Origin of the sequence: Halomonas sp. PBN3 (assembly GCF_000475415.1) — a bacterium.
Classification (GTDB): Bacteria; Pseudomonadota; Gammaproteobacteria; order Pseudomonadales; family Halomonadaceae; genus Halomonas; species Halomonas shengliensis.
This window is the reverse complement of the sequence record NZ_AXCA01000185.1, coordinates 18,502-33,716: the sequence shown is the minus strand read 5'-3', so window position 1 is coordinate 33,716 and position 15,215 is coordinate 18,502. Positions and strand designations below refer to the sequence as shown.

The 15,215-nt window shown below is 58.1% G+C and carries 8 protein-coding genes; 2 read left to right on the top strand and 6 right to left on the bottom strand.

Features of this window, described 5'->3' with window-relative positions; all coding sequences use genetic code 11:
• Complete coding sequence (locus Q673_RS31865; RefSeq protein ID WP_023006816.1) at positions 1-6,510, bottom strand: DEAD/DEAH box helicase; 6,510 nt, start codon at positions 6,508-6,510, stop codon at positions 1-3.
• 122 nt (positions 6,511-6,632) lie between these two features.
• Between Q673_RS31865 and Q673_RS31860 the strand changes: the two genes are divergently transcribed.
• On the top strand, positions 6,633-6,896 hold the full coding sequence (locus tag Q673_RS31860; RefSeq protein WP_023006815.1) for a DUF2281 domain-containing protein: 264 nt from the start codon (positions 6,633-6,635) through the stop codon (positions 6,894-6,896).
• Between the two features lie 114 nt (positions 6,897-7,010).
• On the opposite strand, the gene Q673_RS31855 is transcribed toward Q673_RS31860, so the two are convergent.
• Positions 7,011-7,241: a type II toxin-antitoxin system Phd/YefM family antitoxin gene (locus Q673_RS31855; protein WP_023006814.1), complete on the bottom strand. Its 231-nt coding sequence runs from the start codon at positions 7,239-7,241 to the stop codon at positions 7,011-7,013.
• A 52-nt stretch (positions 7,242-7,293) separates the two neighbouring features.
• Here Q673_RS31855 and Q673_RS31850 point away from each other — a divergent pair, with 52 nt between their 5' ends.
• Positions 7,294-7,539, top strand: coding sequence for a hypothetical protein (locus tag Q673_RS31850; RefSeq protein WP_023006813.1), 246 nt, complete (start codon positions 7,294-7,296; stop codon positions 7,537-7,539).
• Between the two features lie 45 nt (positions 7,540-7,584).
• On the opposite strand, the gene Q673_RS0118640 is transcribed toward Q673_RS31850, so the two are convergent.
• Genes Q673_RS0118640 through zorA form a run of 4 tightly spaced genes read right to left on the bottom strand, consistent with a single transcriptional unit; the run spans position 7,585 to position 15,182 of the window.
• Positions 7,585-10,623, bottom strand: a complete 3,039-nt coding sequence (locus Q673_RS0118640; protein ID WP_031218497.1) for a DEAD/DEAH box helicase — start codon at positions 10,621-10,623, stop codon at positions 7,585-7,587.
• Positions 10,613-12,451, bottom strand: a complete 1,839-nt coding sequence (locus Q673_RS36130) for an EH signature domain-containing protein (RefSeq protein WP_152527135.1) — start codon at positions 12,449-12,451, stop codon at positions 10,613-10,615. Before Q673_RS36130 ends, Q673_RS0118640 begins: the two co-directional genes overlap by 11 nt.
• A complete protein-coding gene (locus Q673_RS36125; RefSeq protein WP_081712063.1) occupies positions 12,448-13,212 on the bottom strand; it encodes an OmpA/MotB family protein in 765 nt (254 codons plus the stop codon). Before Q673_RS36125 ends, Q673_RS36130 begins: the two co-directional genes overlap by 4 nt.
• Positions 13,212-15,182 (bottom strand): anti-phage ZorAB system protein ZorA, encoded by a 1,971-nt coding sequence (gene zorA, locus Q673_RS31835; RefSeq protein WP_161629679.1) that lies wholly within the window; start codon positions 15,180-15,182, stop codon positions 13,212-13,214. The genes Q673_RS36125 and zorA overlap by 1 nt, the downstream gene beginning before the upstream one ends.
• Between the last annotated feature and the right edge of the window lie 33 nt (positions 15,183-15,215).

Here is a 15,215-nt window from a genome sequence, read left to right as displayed (position 1 = left end):
TCAGGCTCCTTGTTGTGACTCGTTCACCGAGTCCATTCCATTGATCACCGCCACCAGCTCCTCCACATCGGTCAATACGCGCCAGCCGCGCGATTCCAGGTGTGGCCGGGCCGCCAGCTGCTCTTCGTCATCCTCCAGCAGGAAGGCGATGCGCGACGCTTCGAAGAGGAGCTCTGCGAGACCAATGACCTCCTCAGCTTCGTCGACCACGTCCTCACCCACCTGGGGTGCCTCCGGCCAATCGACCTGCCGCCCTCTCAACGCCTCGGCCAGCGACGCATCGAGGTAAGCGTACCAGGCAGGCTCCGGTGACACTGCCGGCTGCTCGTCAGCTGCGGGGCGGCGCTCGGGCCAGAGCAGCCCGGCGGCGATACCGCTGTTACGAGATTCCGGGGTCCAGGCATACATCAGCGGCAGGAACTGCAGCAGGTTCACCGCCGCCCAGAAGCGCTGCCACGGATAGCGGGCGCCCTCCTCGCCGCCACCGCGCAGCTCATAGGAGACCGACACCATGGCGCTGTCGAGGTCGAAGCGCTTGAGCAGCTCCTCCCCCGCCAGCAGCCGCAGCACGATGGCCGCCGCGCCCTGATCGTCGTTGAGCTCCACGGCACCAGCCAATACCACCGGCTGCGGGGTGCGGTCGGTGAAGGCCGCGGGCAGGCCGTGGAGCGAGTCGATCACCTGCTGCTTCAGGGCCGGGTCGGCCAGGGCCTTGGCCGGCAGGCACTGCAGCACGAAGAGCAGCGCATGCCGGGCCAGCGTCTCGGGCTGCTGTTCCGCCAAAAAGCCCATCAGCAGCTCGAAGGTCGCCCGGCCGAGGTGCTGGGCCGGGTTGGCCACTCCGCCGACCTTCGCCAACCCGGCGATGGCCGCATGGTGCTGCTCCGGCGAGGTCATGCCCGCCGGCAGCGGCACATCCATGGCCTTGTCGCCCATCACCTGGTTGACGTCGTACCAGTTGAGGCTCCACACCACGTAGCCCGCGTGATTCAGCGCCTGGCGCTTGAGCAGGTCGTCGCTGGCCTTGTCGGCATGGAATCGGTAGCCGTCCAGGAAGATCGCCACAGGGGCCAGGCCACTGCGTACCGGCCACAGCACGAAGTCCGGACGGCTGGCGAACTGCACCCCCTGGGCCAGCCCCAGGTCCACCTGGGGTTCCATCTCGTAGGCCAGCTCGCCGATGGTCAACCGATAGCCGTGCTTGCCGCGAATCACATCCTGGGAGACCCGAACCCGCTGCTGGCCCACGCACTCATGGCCGGAGAAGCGCGCCAGCGACTCGGGGAAGCGCGCCTCCAGCTCGCTGTCGATCCAGGGGTTGCCAGAGAGCGCGCTCAGCCCTTGCTCGTCCTGCACCCACTCGTGCCCCCCCTCCACGATCTCCTTGAGCATCTCCAGGGCCAGCGCCTTGCTGGTGCTCTCCATGCCGTAGGCGTTGCGGTACTCCAGCAGGCAGCGGTAGCAGCCGTCCATCGGTTGTGAGTCGGGAGAGCTGTTGGCGTAGCAGTCGCAGGCCTGCATCACCGCATAGGCCAGTCGGAACACCTCCTGCATGTGCTCCGCCCGGCTGAGCAGCTCATGCAGGTAGCCGGTACCGCCAGGCACCGAATCGTAGAGCACGATGAAGTGACGTCGCTCGTCGGTCTCGCCTATGGGCTCGCTCTGGTAGGCCACCCGCAGGTGGTCCACCTTGCCGCCGAAGCGCCGCTTCAGGCCCAGCTGCAGCGCCGCCACGAAGGAGTTCACCTGCTCCTCGGTGCCGCCGCTGGAGAGCCTGGGCAGCAGGATGCGCAGCGCCTCGGAGGCGAACCGTCGGTAGAGATAGAGGCAGTTCTCGATGCCATTGTCCTGTTTCCCATTGGGCAGCGTCTTCGGCCCCTTGGCATAACGGCAGGACTTCAGGTGGGCGGGCTCCTGCTTGCCGGCGGCGGCCGCCCGGGTCTGCACCGAGCCGCACTCCCGGCAGATCGGGAAGCCGGCGCGCTGGAGCTCCTCACCGGCCACCTCGAAGGCCATCTCCTCCCCCTCCCGGCGGCCGAAGTTCACCTCCAGGAAGCGGGCGCTGCGGATGAACTCGAAGCCGAAGGGGCGCTCCTTGTCGTCCAGCACCCAGGTGATGGTGATGTCCGAAGGGTCGAAGTCGATCAGCATCTGTTTGTTGAAGAAGACCGGCTCGCGGTCGTCGGAGCGGTCATCCAACTGGGCGTCCCGGGCATTGGTGAAGGCGTAGACCTGGGTCATCTTGAGCATGCTGGTGCGCGCGCTCTCGTCGCCCCAGCGGTTGGTGTGGCAACGCGGGCAGGTGCGGTCGTTGAAGCCGGCGGTGGGGTCATCGGCCGGCGCCGAGTAGTGGCAACGCGGACAGAAGCGCCACTGCTGGATGTTGCGCCCCTTGGCGGTCTCCACCCGGGAGACCCTCACCTTGCGGTTGCCAGCGTAGAAGACCGCCTCCGGCGCCAGCTCGGTGAGTGCCGCCTGGGCCGGGCGCTGGTACTCGTACTCCCGCTTGACCAGTTCGCGCTTGATATCGCCCGCCTCGGCCCCCTCCCCGCCCGGCTTCTCGGTGCGGAAGATCACCGAGTGCAGGGTCGCCCCCTCCTCCGGGAAGGCGTAGTTGGGCAAGAGCCCCTCGTCGGTGAAGAAGTTGAGCGTCTCGCGCTTGTTGAGCCGGATACGCAGGCTGCGGTAGCCCGCCACCTCCCGCTCCAGCTCGGCGATCTCCGCCTGGGTATGCTCATCCTGGGGCCGCTGGCGCAGCTTCTCCAACTGGCGGTCCAGTTCCTTGATGGTGGTGGCCATGCGGCTGCGCTCGTCGGCCACCAGCTTGAGCCGGCCCAGCAGGTAGAGTTCCAGGCGGTCATCAACGTGCTGGGGTCCGCCGAACAGGTATTGGCGCAGCAGCTCCAGGTCGTCGCCGCCGAGCTCGGTGGCAACGTGGCCGGCAAAGCCGTCCCAGATCTCCTGCATGTTCTGCTTCATGAAGGCCAGCAGCGTATAGGGAAAGCGCTCCTCCTGAGCCTTCTCCACCGCATCCAGCACCGGCTGCATGGTCTGGGGAATCTGGTTGTCACCCCGGGCGCTGCGGGTCCAGCAGTCCATGGCGTAGGCCAGCAGCTGGCGGCGCAGCACATGGCGCGCCTTGAGGAACACCGCCGGCGGCTCCACCGGGGTATCCAGCATGCGCCCCGGGTCGGCGTAGAAGACCAGATCGTGGGGGCGGCCGTTGGCCACGGTGAGCACGAAGGCGTTGCCGTCACGGCGCCCGCCCCGGCCCACCCGCTGCAGGTAGTTGGCCTGGGCCGGCGGCACAGAGCAGAGCAGCACGCTGGAGAGGTCGCCGATGTCGATGCCCATCTCCAGGGTCGGAGTGGCCGAGAGCAGGTTGTACTCCCAGGGCTTCTTGCCATGGATAAAGCTGTCCTCCACGCGAATACGCTCGCTGGCGGCCAGCAGCCCGGTGTGCTCGTGGGCGATCACCCGATGGATCTCGCCGTCGCGGTAGAGCCCGGCGTAGAGGGAGTCCCGCACCGGCACCGGGGTCTCGTAGGCCAGCTCCGGGCGGGCGGCGCTGAGCAGGGGCAGCCCCAGCCAGGCCTCGGCGTGGGATGCCGGTACGTGCATGGGGCGGTAGCCCGGGCACTCCACTCCCTGTACCGCCGTGGTGATGCTCAGCGCCTCCGGCCGCAGGGACCACAGCCGCACGCCGCGCTCGTTGGCCTCCTCGTTCAGCAGGCCACTGTCGCGCAACGCCGAGAGCGCCGCCGCCAGCACCTGCTCCAGCTGCTTGCGATCCACCAGGGTCTCCGGGTTCAGGCAGGCCAGCCAGCGCTCGTACCAGGATTGTGCGGCACTGGCCTGGCAGAGCACCTCGTAGCCCTCCCCCTTGGCGGTGGCCGGGTAGCGGGGCCGCGGCGACCCCGGGCCGATAGGCGGCGCGTAGCTCAGAAAGCTCAGCAGGTAGGCCTTGCCGAACTTCTGGCGATAGCCGGCCAAGTCCTCAAGCCCCAGCGCCCCCTGGCCAATCAGATGCTGCATCACCCCCAGCATGAAGCCTTCGGCCGGCCGGGGCTCGATGCGATAGCCCAGGGTGTTGTCCACCGTCTGCGCCCAGGCGGAGGCGGCCTGGCGCACCGGTTCCAGGGGCCAGGCGAGCGCCGCGATCCCCAGGCGATTGAGCGAGCGCCCCACCTGTGAGCGCCAGCCCAGATCCTCCAGGGCCTGCCACAGCATCCGCTCGCGGATCAGCCTGAGCAACGGTGCCGGCTCCTTCACCTCGCCGGACTGCTCGAAGAACTCGAAGTCGCCCCGGTAGCGCTTGTCCGGCGGCATGAATTCACGCAGGTAGGCCGACAGTGCCAGGCGCCCCTGCCCGCCACCCTCTCTCTGACCCTCGGAAGTGGCCAGCCACCAGGCCTCGAAGCGCGCCGGCAGCTCGAGCAGCGGAATCGGTTCGTGGCTGCCCTCCATCAGCTGGGTCAGCGCCATGCGCACGTTGTTCTGCCAGGTGCGGGCGGCGAAGAAACCGGCACGATGGGTGGCATCCTGCACCGAGTCGCTGAAGGTGAGCAGCTTACGGTCGTCGTTGTCGCGACTGCTGAAGAGCCGATGGATGGCCACCGCGCTGAGGCTTGCCGCCCGGGCACCGAACACCACCAGGGCGGAGCGCGCCGAACACCAGGGGCAGTCGTGCTCGTGGATCACCTTGTTGATGCTGCCCCGCTTCACCTCCCTGAGCTGCTGGGGCTTGCTGACCCGCACCAGGGCGTCGGCACCGGCCTGGCACCCCCGGCACTCGGCCGTGCTCTCCACCGGCGCGGTGGTGCCGCACTCCCGGCACACCTTGAAGTGCTCCAGCCGCATGCCCGCCGGCGACTGCGCCTCGCCCCGCTGCCAGGGCAGCAGCAGCGCGGTTTCCGGCTGCTGGCCGAAGAAGGCGGAATAGATGGCCTGAAGCTCCGTCTCCACCACCTGGTCGGTGGGGTGGCTCATCTCCATGCGGGTCAGCCAGGCGGTGCCGTGGCACTCGCGGCACTGCACCAGGGGCAGGCGCACCTGGCGCTGGTCCCGGGGCGGCTTGTCGTCACCGAAGGAGAGCAGCGGCGGCAGACGGCTGGCGGCGGCATTCTCTTCCGGCATCTCCATAGTGGCGACGGGCGCCCCAGGCTCGCGCAGGGTACCCACGATGCGGCGCAGCTCCCGGGACCAGAGCTGCAGGCGCAGCTGCACGAAGGGGCGACCCACCGCATCGCGGGCGTGGGCCATCAGCGAGAGCAGCGCGATCAGGGCGAACTCCGGCTGGCGCTGGAAGCGGCCAGGGATCTGCCCCGCCAGGCGCTCGGCCAGGTCACGGAAGGTGGGCGTGCCGGGGCTCAGCTTGATCTGGCGCAGCAGGTTGGCCAGCTGGCCGTGCTGCTTTAGCTCCCGGCCCAGGGCGATACGGCCGGCCTTCGCCATCAGGTCGCCCTCCGGCGCCTTGCTGAAGTAGAGCTCGTAGGCCTTGTGCAGGTACGTCGAGAGTCCCTCGCGCAGGGCGTCTCGAAGCGCCTCCGGGCCGACCTCGGGGTTGGGCGAGAGAAAGGCGATGTTATCGAGAAAATGTGAGTCGCCCTGGCGCTGCTCGCTGATCACCGCCTCGCGACCGAAGGGGCTGGAGAAGATATCCGAGGCGTAGTGCAGCAGCCCCTCGACGCTCTCATCGCCGCCCAGGGTCGCGGAGGTGCCCACACAGATCAGCTGCTCAGGCGTCATCTCGAAGCGGGCGCGCAGGCGACGGATCAGCAGCGAGAGATCGGTGCCCTGGGCGCCATCGAAGGTGTGCAGCTCGTCCACCACCAGGTAGCGCAGGGTCTCCGGACCGTTGTGGGCCCACAGCGGCTGGTCCTTGGGGCGCATCAGCAGGTAATCGAGCATCTTGTAGTTGGTGAGCAGCACGTCCGGCGGGTTCTGGCGCAGCGCCTCCTTGTCGGTAATCACCTGCTGCGGCCCCATGGTCTGGGAGCCCCGGGCATCGCCACCCACGAAGAGGCCGACGCGTAACCCCTTGAGCGCCGGCTGGCCGTGAATCACCTCGGCGAAGCGCTTGGCCTGGTCCGTGGCCAGGGCATTCATGGGGTAGATCACGATCGCTTTGATGCCCGGCCCCGCCGCCCGCTGGCAGTGGTCCAGCACCGGATAGAGGAAACACTCCGTCTTGCCCGAGCCGGTGCCGGTGGCCACCAGTGCGTTGGCCGCTGCCCCGCTGGAGACCAGCCGCCGCCACGCCTGCTCCTGGTGGGCATAGGGCGGATGCTCGGTCTCGAACCCGGGGAAGAAGTCCCGTCCAGCGCCGCCGGTCAGGAACGGCAGCCCCACCGAGACATAGGGGCCCTTGAGGAAGGCCTCCCCCTCCTGCTGCTCCTCAACCAGACGGCGGAACTCGCCCTTGAACGGCGCCGTTTCGGTTTCATAGCCGGTAACGATGAATTCGCGCAGCGCCGCGGCGACTTCGCTGGCTAGCAGGCCGGGGATCATATCTCCTCCTTGAGCCGTTCTGTCCGAACAGACAGCCTACCAGCTTCCTGCCCTTCGTCGACGGCCTGGCGACCTACGTCGAAGCAAAACAGAAGCTACCTGTCACCTGCTAGAATGAATCCATGCCGCCCATCGCCGAGAGGCCAGTTACCATGCAGCTTGAAGAACTTATCGCCAAGGTCCGACGACTCCCGGCCCATCGCCAGCAGGAGGTACTGGATTTCGTGACGTTCCTGGAGCAGCGCTATGGCAAGGAGGCCACGAAGGATCAACCCGACTGGTCAGAGCATCACTTCCAGGCCATGAGCATCGAACAAGCCATGCGGGGGCTGGAAGACGAACCCGAGCTCTATTCCGAGGACGATCTTACGGAGCGCTGGAATTGAAACTGGCCGGCCAGATCGCGTTGATGCCATTCCCCTATACCGACCTGAGCGACAGCAAGAAGTGAGATGACGAAGCAGCAAATTGAAGTCATCTCATCGCCGTTGTCATGAGACTCAATCAATGCCCTGCTCAGCCATGCGGTCGAAGTCATCTGGCACATGGAACTCGCCAGCCAGGAAGCCCAGCCGCTTCTGCTGCTGCTGCTCGGGCGCCGGGCTGTCGATGGGTGTGACGCGCACCATGGGCTTGCCAGCCTTGGCGATGATGAAACTCTCGCCCTGCTGGGCGCGAGCGATCAGCTGCGAGAGCCGCGTCTTGGCCTCATGGATGTTGACGGATTCCATGGCACACCTCCGATCTAGTTCAACCAACTTAGCTTAGTCGAGTGGCACTCGGTTGGCCATTGACATCGCAGACACCCGACCAACCCAAACTGGCTGTTACACCGCCTCCCCCAGCCAGGGCCAGCAGGGCCATGACGATACCCTGCTGGACCAGCCCCCCTTCATCATCTTCCCCTACACTGTCTCCCGGCACAGCTGGAACATCGTGATGAACCCGGTGACGGCGGAGGGGCTTTATGACGTGGTGATCAAAGAGCCCTTTTCAGTGAGTACAAGGCTTGACCCACCGCGCCTGTGAGCACGGCTCCACCGTTGGCCAGCGGGTTGCTGAAACGGATTATCATCAATCCAGGCCAAGAGATTTCATCACCTCACTCTCACTGACCACGTCTGTAGTAACAACGGCATCCTTCAGCAGCAGTTTTCCACTGAGCAGCCTGTCGAGGTGGACGTCGAATGAATCAAATTCAGGATGCAAGGCGGTTGGAATATGGATGAAGACGTCTCTCTTCTGCCCAATACGGTAAACCCTGTCAGTAGCCTGTGCCTCCTTAGCAGGATTCCAATGACGTTCCAGATGAATGACATGGTTGGCACCCACGACTGTCAGGCCAACACCAGCCGCTACAGGGGACATGATGATGATATTAAAGCCATCAACGGATTCGAACTGTTCTATCAGCCCCTTCCTTGTCAGGCTGTCACCTTTTCCTTCTACCGCAGATGTATCCCCATTGATAATACTGACATCAAGTCCGTAAATCTTGTCTAGCCACACTTTCATGAAGCGCTGCACATTTTTAGAAAGTATAAATATAATAACTTTCTCTTGCGCCGACCTTATATCATCAAGGACATCAAGGGTTACTTTCATTTTTGCCGACTCTGACATAATCATACGATATGAGTCAGGCTTGGAAACAAGAGATTGCAACGGTTCATTAGCTCGAGGATGAAGAGATATCGCCCTCAGCTTCTGAAGCGTCGAAAGAGCAAAGCCACGAACATCGTCTTCTTCTGCGCGACGCTTTCGATACGACTCAATCGTCTCATTGTAGGCCGAGAGCTGGAAACCATTCATGGAGCAAGACAGCTTAGGATTATAGGAAGCCCCATGGGAGGCAGTGGGAACGCCACTAAGAATGCTTTTCGAAGGCAGGGCTGATAGCTGATCCTCCTTGATACGACGCAACATGAAATCACCGGCAGCCTTGCGCAGGTCGCTCCCAACCGAACCACGAACGAAATCCTTTTCATCCTCTTGGGCACGAAGTATCGGGGTTACCCAGCGATCCCTGAAATAGGTCCAATCCCCCAGAAGCCCTGGCTGAGCGGTATCCATCAGGCACCAGAAGTCACCCAGCGAATTTTCAACAGGTGTGCCCGTCGCTAATATCTTGATATCACTATTAAGCCCTTTTGCCGCATGGGTCTGCAGGGTGTTGGGGTTCTTGAGGTTTTGCGCCTCATCAAAAATCACCATCCCCCAGTCAACGAGGCAGAGAGAGAACTGGTAGTCACGAAGCGTTTGATAGGTGGTAATAACGAGACGCCTGTTGACATCCAGCCTCTTCACACCTGCATCAGGGCCCACGTGAAGAGCAAAGCGTATCTTGTCGGGCTCCATCTGACCCTCCTCGTCCAGGAGCTCAGATGCCTGAACGGACTCTCGCTTCTCCCCTTTCTTCTTGAACTCAGAAAGATCTCTTCCGGATTGCAATACCTTGACATCTTTAAAGGGAATGCTCTTGTAAGTCAGCGAAACCTCCTGCTCCCAATTCTCGAGTAGGCTTAGAGGAGCAACGATCAGGACAGGTTTCTCCGGAAGACCTTGCAGCTTCCTGTGAGACAGATACTCATTGATGGCAACAAGTGACATGTATGTCTTACCCAAACCCATGTCGTCGGCCAGAAGTCCGCCTTGAATGCGATCAAAGCTTTCAGAGTCGTCGAGGGCACTTAGCTCAATCAACCGCAACATCCAGTTAACACCCTCTTCCTGATGAGGGAAGGGTTGCCTGGCATAAGCCTCCCAGTCAGCCTGATGCTGATGGCTATGATGCTTGAGCTTTTCTAATAGTTTCTCGCCGACATCTTCGGCATCTTTTACAATGACACCGACCTGGGTTTCACTTTTCTCGGCAGAGTCTTCTGGGGCAGCTGCTGACTCCTCAGGCTTATCAAGTGAAGCCGCCACCTTGCCAAGAATACTTTTCACTTTTTCATGTTCAGATACATCAATGCTCTCTCCTTGGAAGTCAATCGTCTGTGCTCCCTGAGAGTATGCTGCATCAATCTTATTCTGAAGTTCCGAAAGCTCCTCATGGCTTTTGACAAGTTTATTGATAATCTCAGGAGGTGAAGCCGAGCTTTCGACACCGAACCAGTCGCTTTCACCTTGCCCCAGACCTCCGAAGTCCATGTGCTTGATCTTACCTACACCAAGCACCCGCACCGAGAAGCCAAGGTCCAGATTAACAAGAGAGGCATCAAGAAACGCAGAAGGAGATTTGATAAAATCGGCAACACTCTCTGCAGGAATTCGGCGATTATTCATCACCTCCCTGATGCCATCCATCTTCTCCTCGTCAAGTATAACAACATTGTTTTTTATTCTAATTACGCCGCCACGCTCATCCAGATCAAGCTGACCTAACCTCCCCTCTATCTCATCAAGGCCATAGCCCTCACCTATACTGGGAAAAAGCTCCAGGCTGCCATCATGCAACTGCTTTGCAATAATACCAACACCTTCAGCCGTTTCCACATGGATTCGTTCAAAGTGGCTAAGATCAATATTCATGCCACTGCGCTTGGCCAATTGCAATGTTGCCAGAAGCAACAGATTCTCACTGCTTGTCTTTAAATTTTCGGGAAGCAGTGAATGCCTGTCAAGGGCCTGAAAGGCTTGCATCTGCGGCTGGTCGAGAAGATAGCGGTGACCAGACCCTACTTCCATCAGAGCGCCTTTGATACGACAAGGCGCCTTACTTCCACCAAGCTCTGGAAATATCTTTACAGAGAAAGCCTTGCTGTTTGAGTGCCCATCAATGGAAACCTTGAACTCACCCGGAAAGCGTGGTGGGAGCCCCAGAAGTTCTGCCTGCTCATTATCAAGAGAGGCGGTTACACTAGCGTCGAGACTGAATCCATTAGGAAAGCGCGAGGCAAGCCCCTGCTCCTCAAGCATACGGAGGACAACGCCCTGAAGATTAATGTTAGGCGCACCCCCACCGGAAAGAAACCTTTCAAACTCGACTTTCTCAAGGTACAGCTTGACACCATCAGCATCAAACCTAATCTCAAAGCTTTCCGGCCCGTCTTGGCGATCCGTAGTGTCAGGAAGAATCCTCCTGATGACTTGAGCAAGCTTATTCTTCATCACCCAACACCCCGCTGTTTTTCAGCTCTCTCTCGCCTTCGCCCGAGTTGATCCAGTTGAAGTTTGAGACTTGTATGCAGTACCCCTTCAGGTCCAAATGCAGCACATGATTGATAGCTTTTAATGGAAGACCCAAATGCCTGGAGATATCCCTTGCCTTGCTGTCAGGGTGCCTGTGGAGATAAAGCAATATCTGAATTGCCAGAGGTGAGAGAACACTCTGATCACGATCAGCATTTGATTGGCTTTCTTTATAATCAGCACCAACATTATTGGCAGATTCACTAGACACTCTAGAAACAAACCTTTTCGCCGGCCTTACAACGGGAAGCCCAAACCTCTCCACATACCTTCTATAATCCTGCTTGCTGAGGAGGGCTTCGACATCCAGGCTAATACCGTTTTCTGACAGAAACTCAAACACCTTATTCTGCCAAGTTGAAGGGCTATGCACAATGCCGGTATACTCGAGGCTGGGATATTCTTTCTTGTAGCTCTTAGGCACCATTTGTGTTAAGTCAAAGTGGGAAAGACTCGTCACTTCATAGCCCACATACTTACGGCTTGGCGGAGCCAGATATACCCAAAGCTTGAAGCTGTGCGAGCCTTCAATCAAGTGAAAATCACCACAATCCAGATAAATAATTGCCTTGTCGGAAAGCTGCCCGTCTAACTTTATGTAGTTTACCTTCAACTCATTCTTCAAAATCTTTCTGACTGAATACTCGGCCTTGCTGCCAAGCATCAACCTGGTACTCTTGATCATTTTGAGCCGAAACAACCCTTCCAGAAAGGTTCTTCGGGCGGGAAACATCCTCTTAAGCTCAGAATTACCAGTGGCTTCACCATACTGCTCAAGAGCCTGAAGAAAGAGACGGAGATCCTGTTTGGAAAACCAGCCACGTACCTTCTCTACCCTTTGTTCACCAAGGGGGGCCCACCACTCCCGATAGCTCTTGACCCTGCTCGAAACACGGGGGTCGCCGGCCAGGCTCAGCATGAAATCCTGCCAGGCTTCACTGGCCTCGGTAACACGGTCAATCAGAACCTCCAGGGCGGCGTGCCCTATACGTTTCCCTTCTCTTCCATATGGCGCTTTGGAGACGTCGTGATGCAATAGCTCATCGAAGACAGGAGACCATTCTTGTTCATCTATCTCATGAAGCTTTTCTATATAGTAATGGGCGCGGCAGACATCGGCATATCGACCGCTGTCAAACCCTTTCAATCCAAACTTCGAGAATGCATCCTCCAGTGTCATACCATTCTTGATGGCAAGCTTGACAAGCTGCGCCGGCCCATCAACCTTTAGAATCCAGTCGCCCTGTTGCTTTACAACCGAGATCAGATCATCTGCTGTCAGCTCTTCGCCCAGATTTTCAACCTTTTGTATCTGGTCAACAAGGAGATCCTCAAATACTTCCCTCAAGGAATCATCATTTTCCGAGGAATAGCGGTCCAGTCTGTCAAATTCCTTGAAGTAGAGCTGGAGCATATTGAGAAGCGGCACTCTACCTAGCCGGGGTTGCTGAGCGTCAACCATGATTTCAAGCAGCCTGGGGCTCATCAATCTCTTGAGCACGTCAGAATGATCGAGCCACAGCTGGGTGAGGGCCCGAACGGCTACCCTTTTCTGGAGCAGAGCTGGTAATACCCCGAAGTTTCGGCTCCTTACCACATCCAGCAGCTTCTCCTCAGCCTTGAGGTAAGCATCACCACGGCCCACATCGGCTTCAATCTTTTTTGTTGACTCGACAAGCTCAACCCAAGGTTCAAGAGACTCGGGTTTCCAGCTTATCTTGACAAGTTCAAGAGGTGGCAAAATCACTGCGAATCACCTACAAATGCATCCTGCACCGCTCTATAATCTTCCACAGTGGGACGACGGATGGTAAATCGTATATCAATTCGCCGATTAGCCCTGAGCTCTTCTTCTGTCTCTTGAAACTCTGTAACAGGCCGAGTATCAGCATAGCCACTAACAGAAAATATCGGATGGCCATCCTTGTTTATCAAAGTGTCCAGCCGTCGCCCATCCGGAAGAACCTCCAGCCAGTGCTGCCAGAGGGAAATGGCACGAAAAGCCGAGAGCCCCCAATTGCCCTTGCCCATCATTCCTTGGTAGGACCGATTATCTGTATGACCTTCAACGAACACAGTGTCTAGATAATCCACCCGGTCATCTTGAAGGATTACATCAGCAAGAACATTACCAATCTGAGTTGCGGTATCCTGATACTGAGGGCCGAGATCAAATTGAGCTGTATCAAAGCCGAGAATGTCGTTCGGTATACTCAGTACCGTATCGTTCTCGCTGACCGAAACGCGTATGCCTCTCCGCTGCAGCTCCTCGGCTGCTTCATGCAATATCGTTCTTCGAACTTCTTCAGCCTGACGCAGCATCTGAATTTCTTCGGTAAACTCCTGCTGCTGCTCCTCCAACTGCTCCCTGATCTCCATCAGCTGCACAATAAGAACGACCGACGCCAGAATGAATATTATCAGCAGCACTGACATAATGTCCGAAAAAGACATCCAGTAGGGATTCTCTTCGTCTACTTGAGACTTCCCACGTCTATTAAAACTCATCAGCGACGCTCCAGATCATCCACGATACCGCTGATTGCCGTGACAGTTCTCCTCATCTGATCGGCAAAGGATAGCGTATTGGTATTCCAGGCTTCCATCCTCTCAGAAACTTGCTCGCGAACCTCCTGGCTATATGCCTTAAGCCACTCTTCGGCTTGCTTCTCAATGTTTTCCACCTGCTCACTCAGTGAATCACCAAGCTGCGTAAACTCATCACGCAGCTTACGGATAAACTCGTCATTATGGCTGCCAAGCTCGCTGAAACCTTCATTGGCGAATTTAGCAGCAGAATCAAGCTGACGGGCAGCATCGCTGATGGCTTGCTGCATGCTCGCAAGTGTACGCGCGTGCTCGGAGATGCCAGAAAGCACTTCACTATTTCTGGTTGACACTTGCTCCAGGCTTTCTGTGACGGAACTGACCCTTTCATCAAGAAGCACTGTGGCCTTGTGAAGATTGGCCGACAAGGTCCCTAACTGGGTAGAGCTATTTGTCATGTTCTGGCTACTACGCTCAGCAGAACTTGCCACTTCACTTAGCGAGGAAGATAGCTTTTCGTATTGGGACGATATACCTGTCAAGTGCTGATTGGCACTTCTTGATGCCTCTCCAACCTGTCTCATCAACTCTTGCTGCTCATTGACAAGCTTTTCTACCAGACCACCGAACCGTTCTTCAATAGCCTTTTGCTGCTCATCAAACTGCGCTGCACGCACCTGATCCCGTTCATCTGCCAGGGCAACCTGGCGCTCAATCGCCGCAGCCTGATCTTCAGAAATCTTCTGAAGACTTTCTTCATGTGCTCGCTTCCGTTGCTCATCCCGCTCAGATGCCTGATGGAACTGGGTATCCATCGACTCTGTCATGCGTTCCATGAAGGATTCAAACTTCTCCGCCAGCGCAGACTGCTGCTCCATGGCTGTCTCGCGTTGCCTGTCAAGCTGCTCGGACAGCTCGCGAGATGCGGTCTCTACATGCTCACCGCTTTTCTGTTGCTGCTCAGTTAGCTTGGTAAAGAGTTCATCCATCCTTGTACTCATTGAGGTTACTGCCTGATTCACCTCTTCAGCAGCAGTTCCAAGTGCCTTGGTTTGCTCACTCCCAGCTGTCTTCATACCCTCCATGAAATTCGAAACAAGCTTTTCAAGGACCTCGTTTGATTGATTGCTTGCATTATCAACCAGAGCCTGTATGGCTGGGGCCATGACATTGTTAAGCGAGTCTGAGATAGCCTGCTGCATGGCTTCGCTCATTCCTGACACGGTTTCCTGAAGCCTGTCTCCAATGCGCTCGTGAAGCTCCTGAAGTGCCTCCTTGCTTGCCTGGCTGGACTCAGCAATATGCATCAGAGAGTGCTCAGCTGGCATTCTTTGATAGAGAAAGTCAATAGTGTGCTGGAGCTTGTTGATGCGCCTCAGGGCACTTCTTTCCACCAGCTTCTCGATAACATTAAGTAGCAGGCTCAGCCCAACCCCCCATACTGATGTCAAAAAGGCAATAGCAGCGCCATTTATCATGCTCGCGATACCCACCCTGAGGGTATCGACATCATCAGCATCGACCTGAAGGCCTCTCAAACCAATTGTCAGGCCAATAAAAGTACCCAGCACACCGATCGCAGTCAGAAAGGTCGGTGTAGCTGCCAGCAGACGGCTCGACGTCAAACCGTAGGCTAATGTTCTTCCATTGAAGAAATGGTCGGCATCAAGAGTATTGTAAAGCTTATCCCTATCAGGAGAGTACACCAGGCTTTCATCAAACTCTTCCCACAGCTTTCCAGCCTTCACGCGTGAGCTTTGCGCCTTCTCCAGGATTTCCTGCCGCTTCCAGGCCAATTCTTCTCGCGTCTGGCCTTTTATCAAAGCTTCAACCAGCCTGACATTCTTTCGATATTTGGAAAAATAGTATGAAAGTGAAGTAATCGCGACAGCCATGATCGCCATCATTCCCAGCCAGAACCAGTCGCTCACCAAAAGCTCCTGATACCGGGAAATAGTCATGGC

Excerpts from the sequence above, each read along its gene's own strand:
- Q673_RS31865 (WP_023006816.1), bottom strand. The coding sequence starts at position 6,510 with ATGATCCCCGGCCTGCTAGCCAGCGAAGTCGCCGCGGCGCTGCGCGAA.
- Q673_RS31860 (WP_023006815.1), top strand. The coding sequence starts at position 6,633 with ATGCCGCCCATCGCCGAGAGGCCAGTTACCATGCAGCTTGAAGAACTT.
- Q673_RS31855 (WP_023006814.1), bottom strand. The coding sequence starts at position 7,241 with ATGGAATCCGTCAACATCCATGAGGCCAAGACGCGGCTCTCGCAGCTG.
- Q673_RS0118640 (WP_031218497.1), bottom strand. The coding sequence starts at position 10,623 with ATGAAGAATAAGCTTGCTCAAGTCATCAGGAGGATTCTTCCTGACACT.
- Q673_RS36125 (WP_081712063.1), bottom strand. The coding sequence starts at position 13,212 with ATGAGTTTTAATAGACGTGGGAAGTCTCAAGTAGACGAAGAGAATCCC.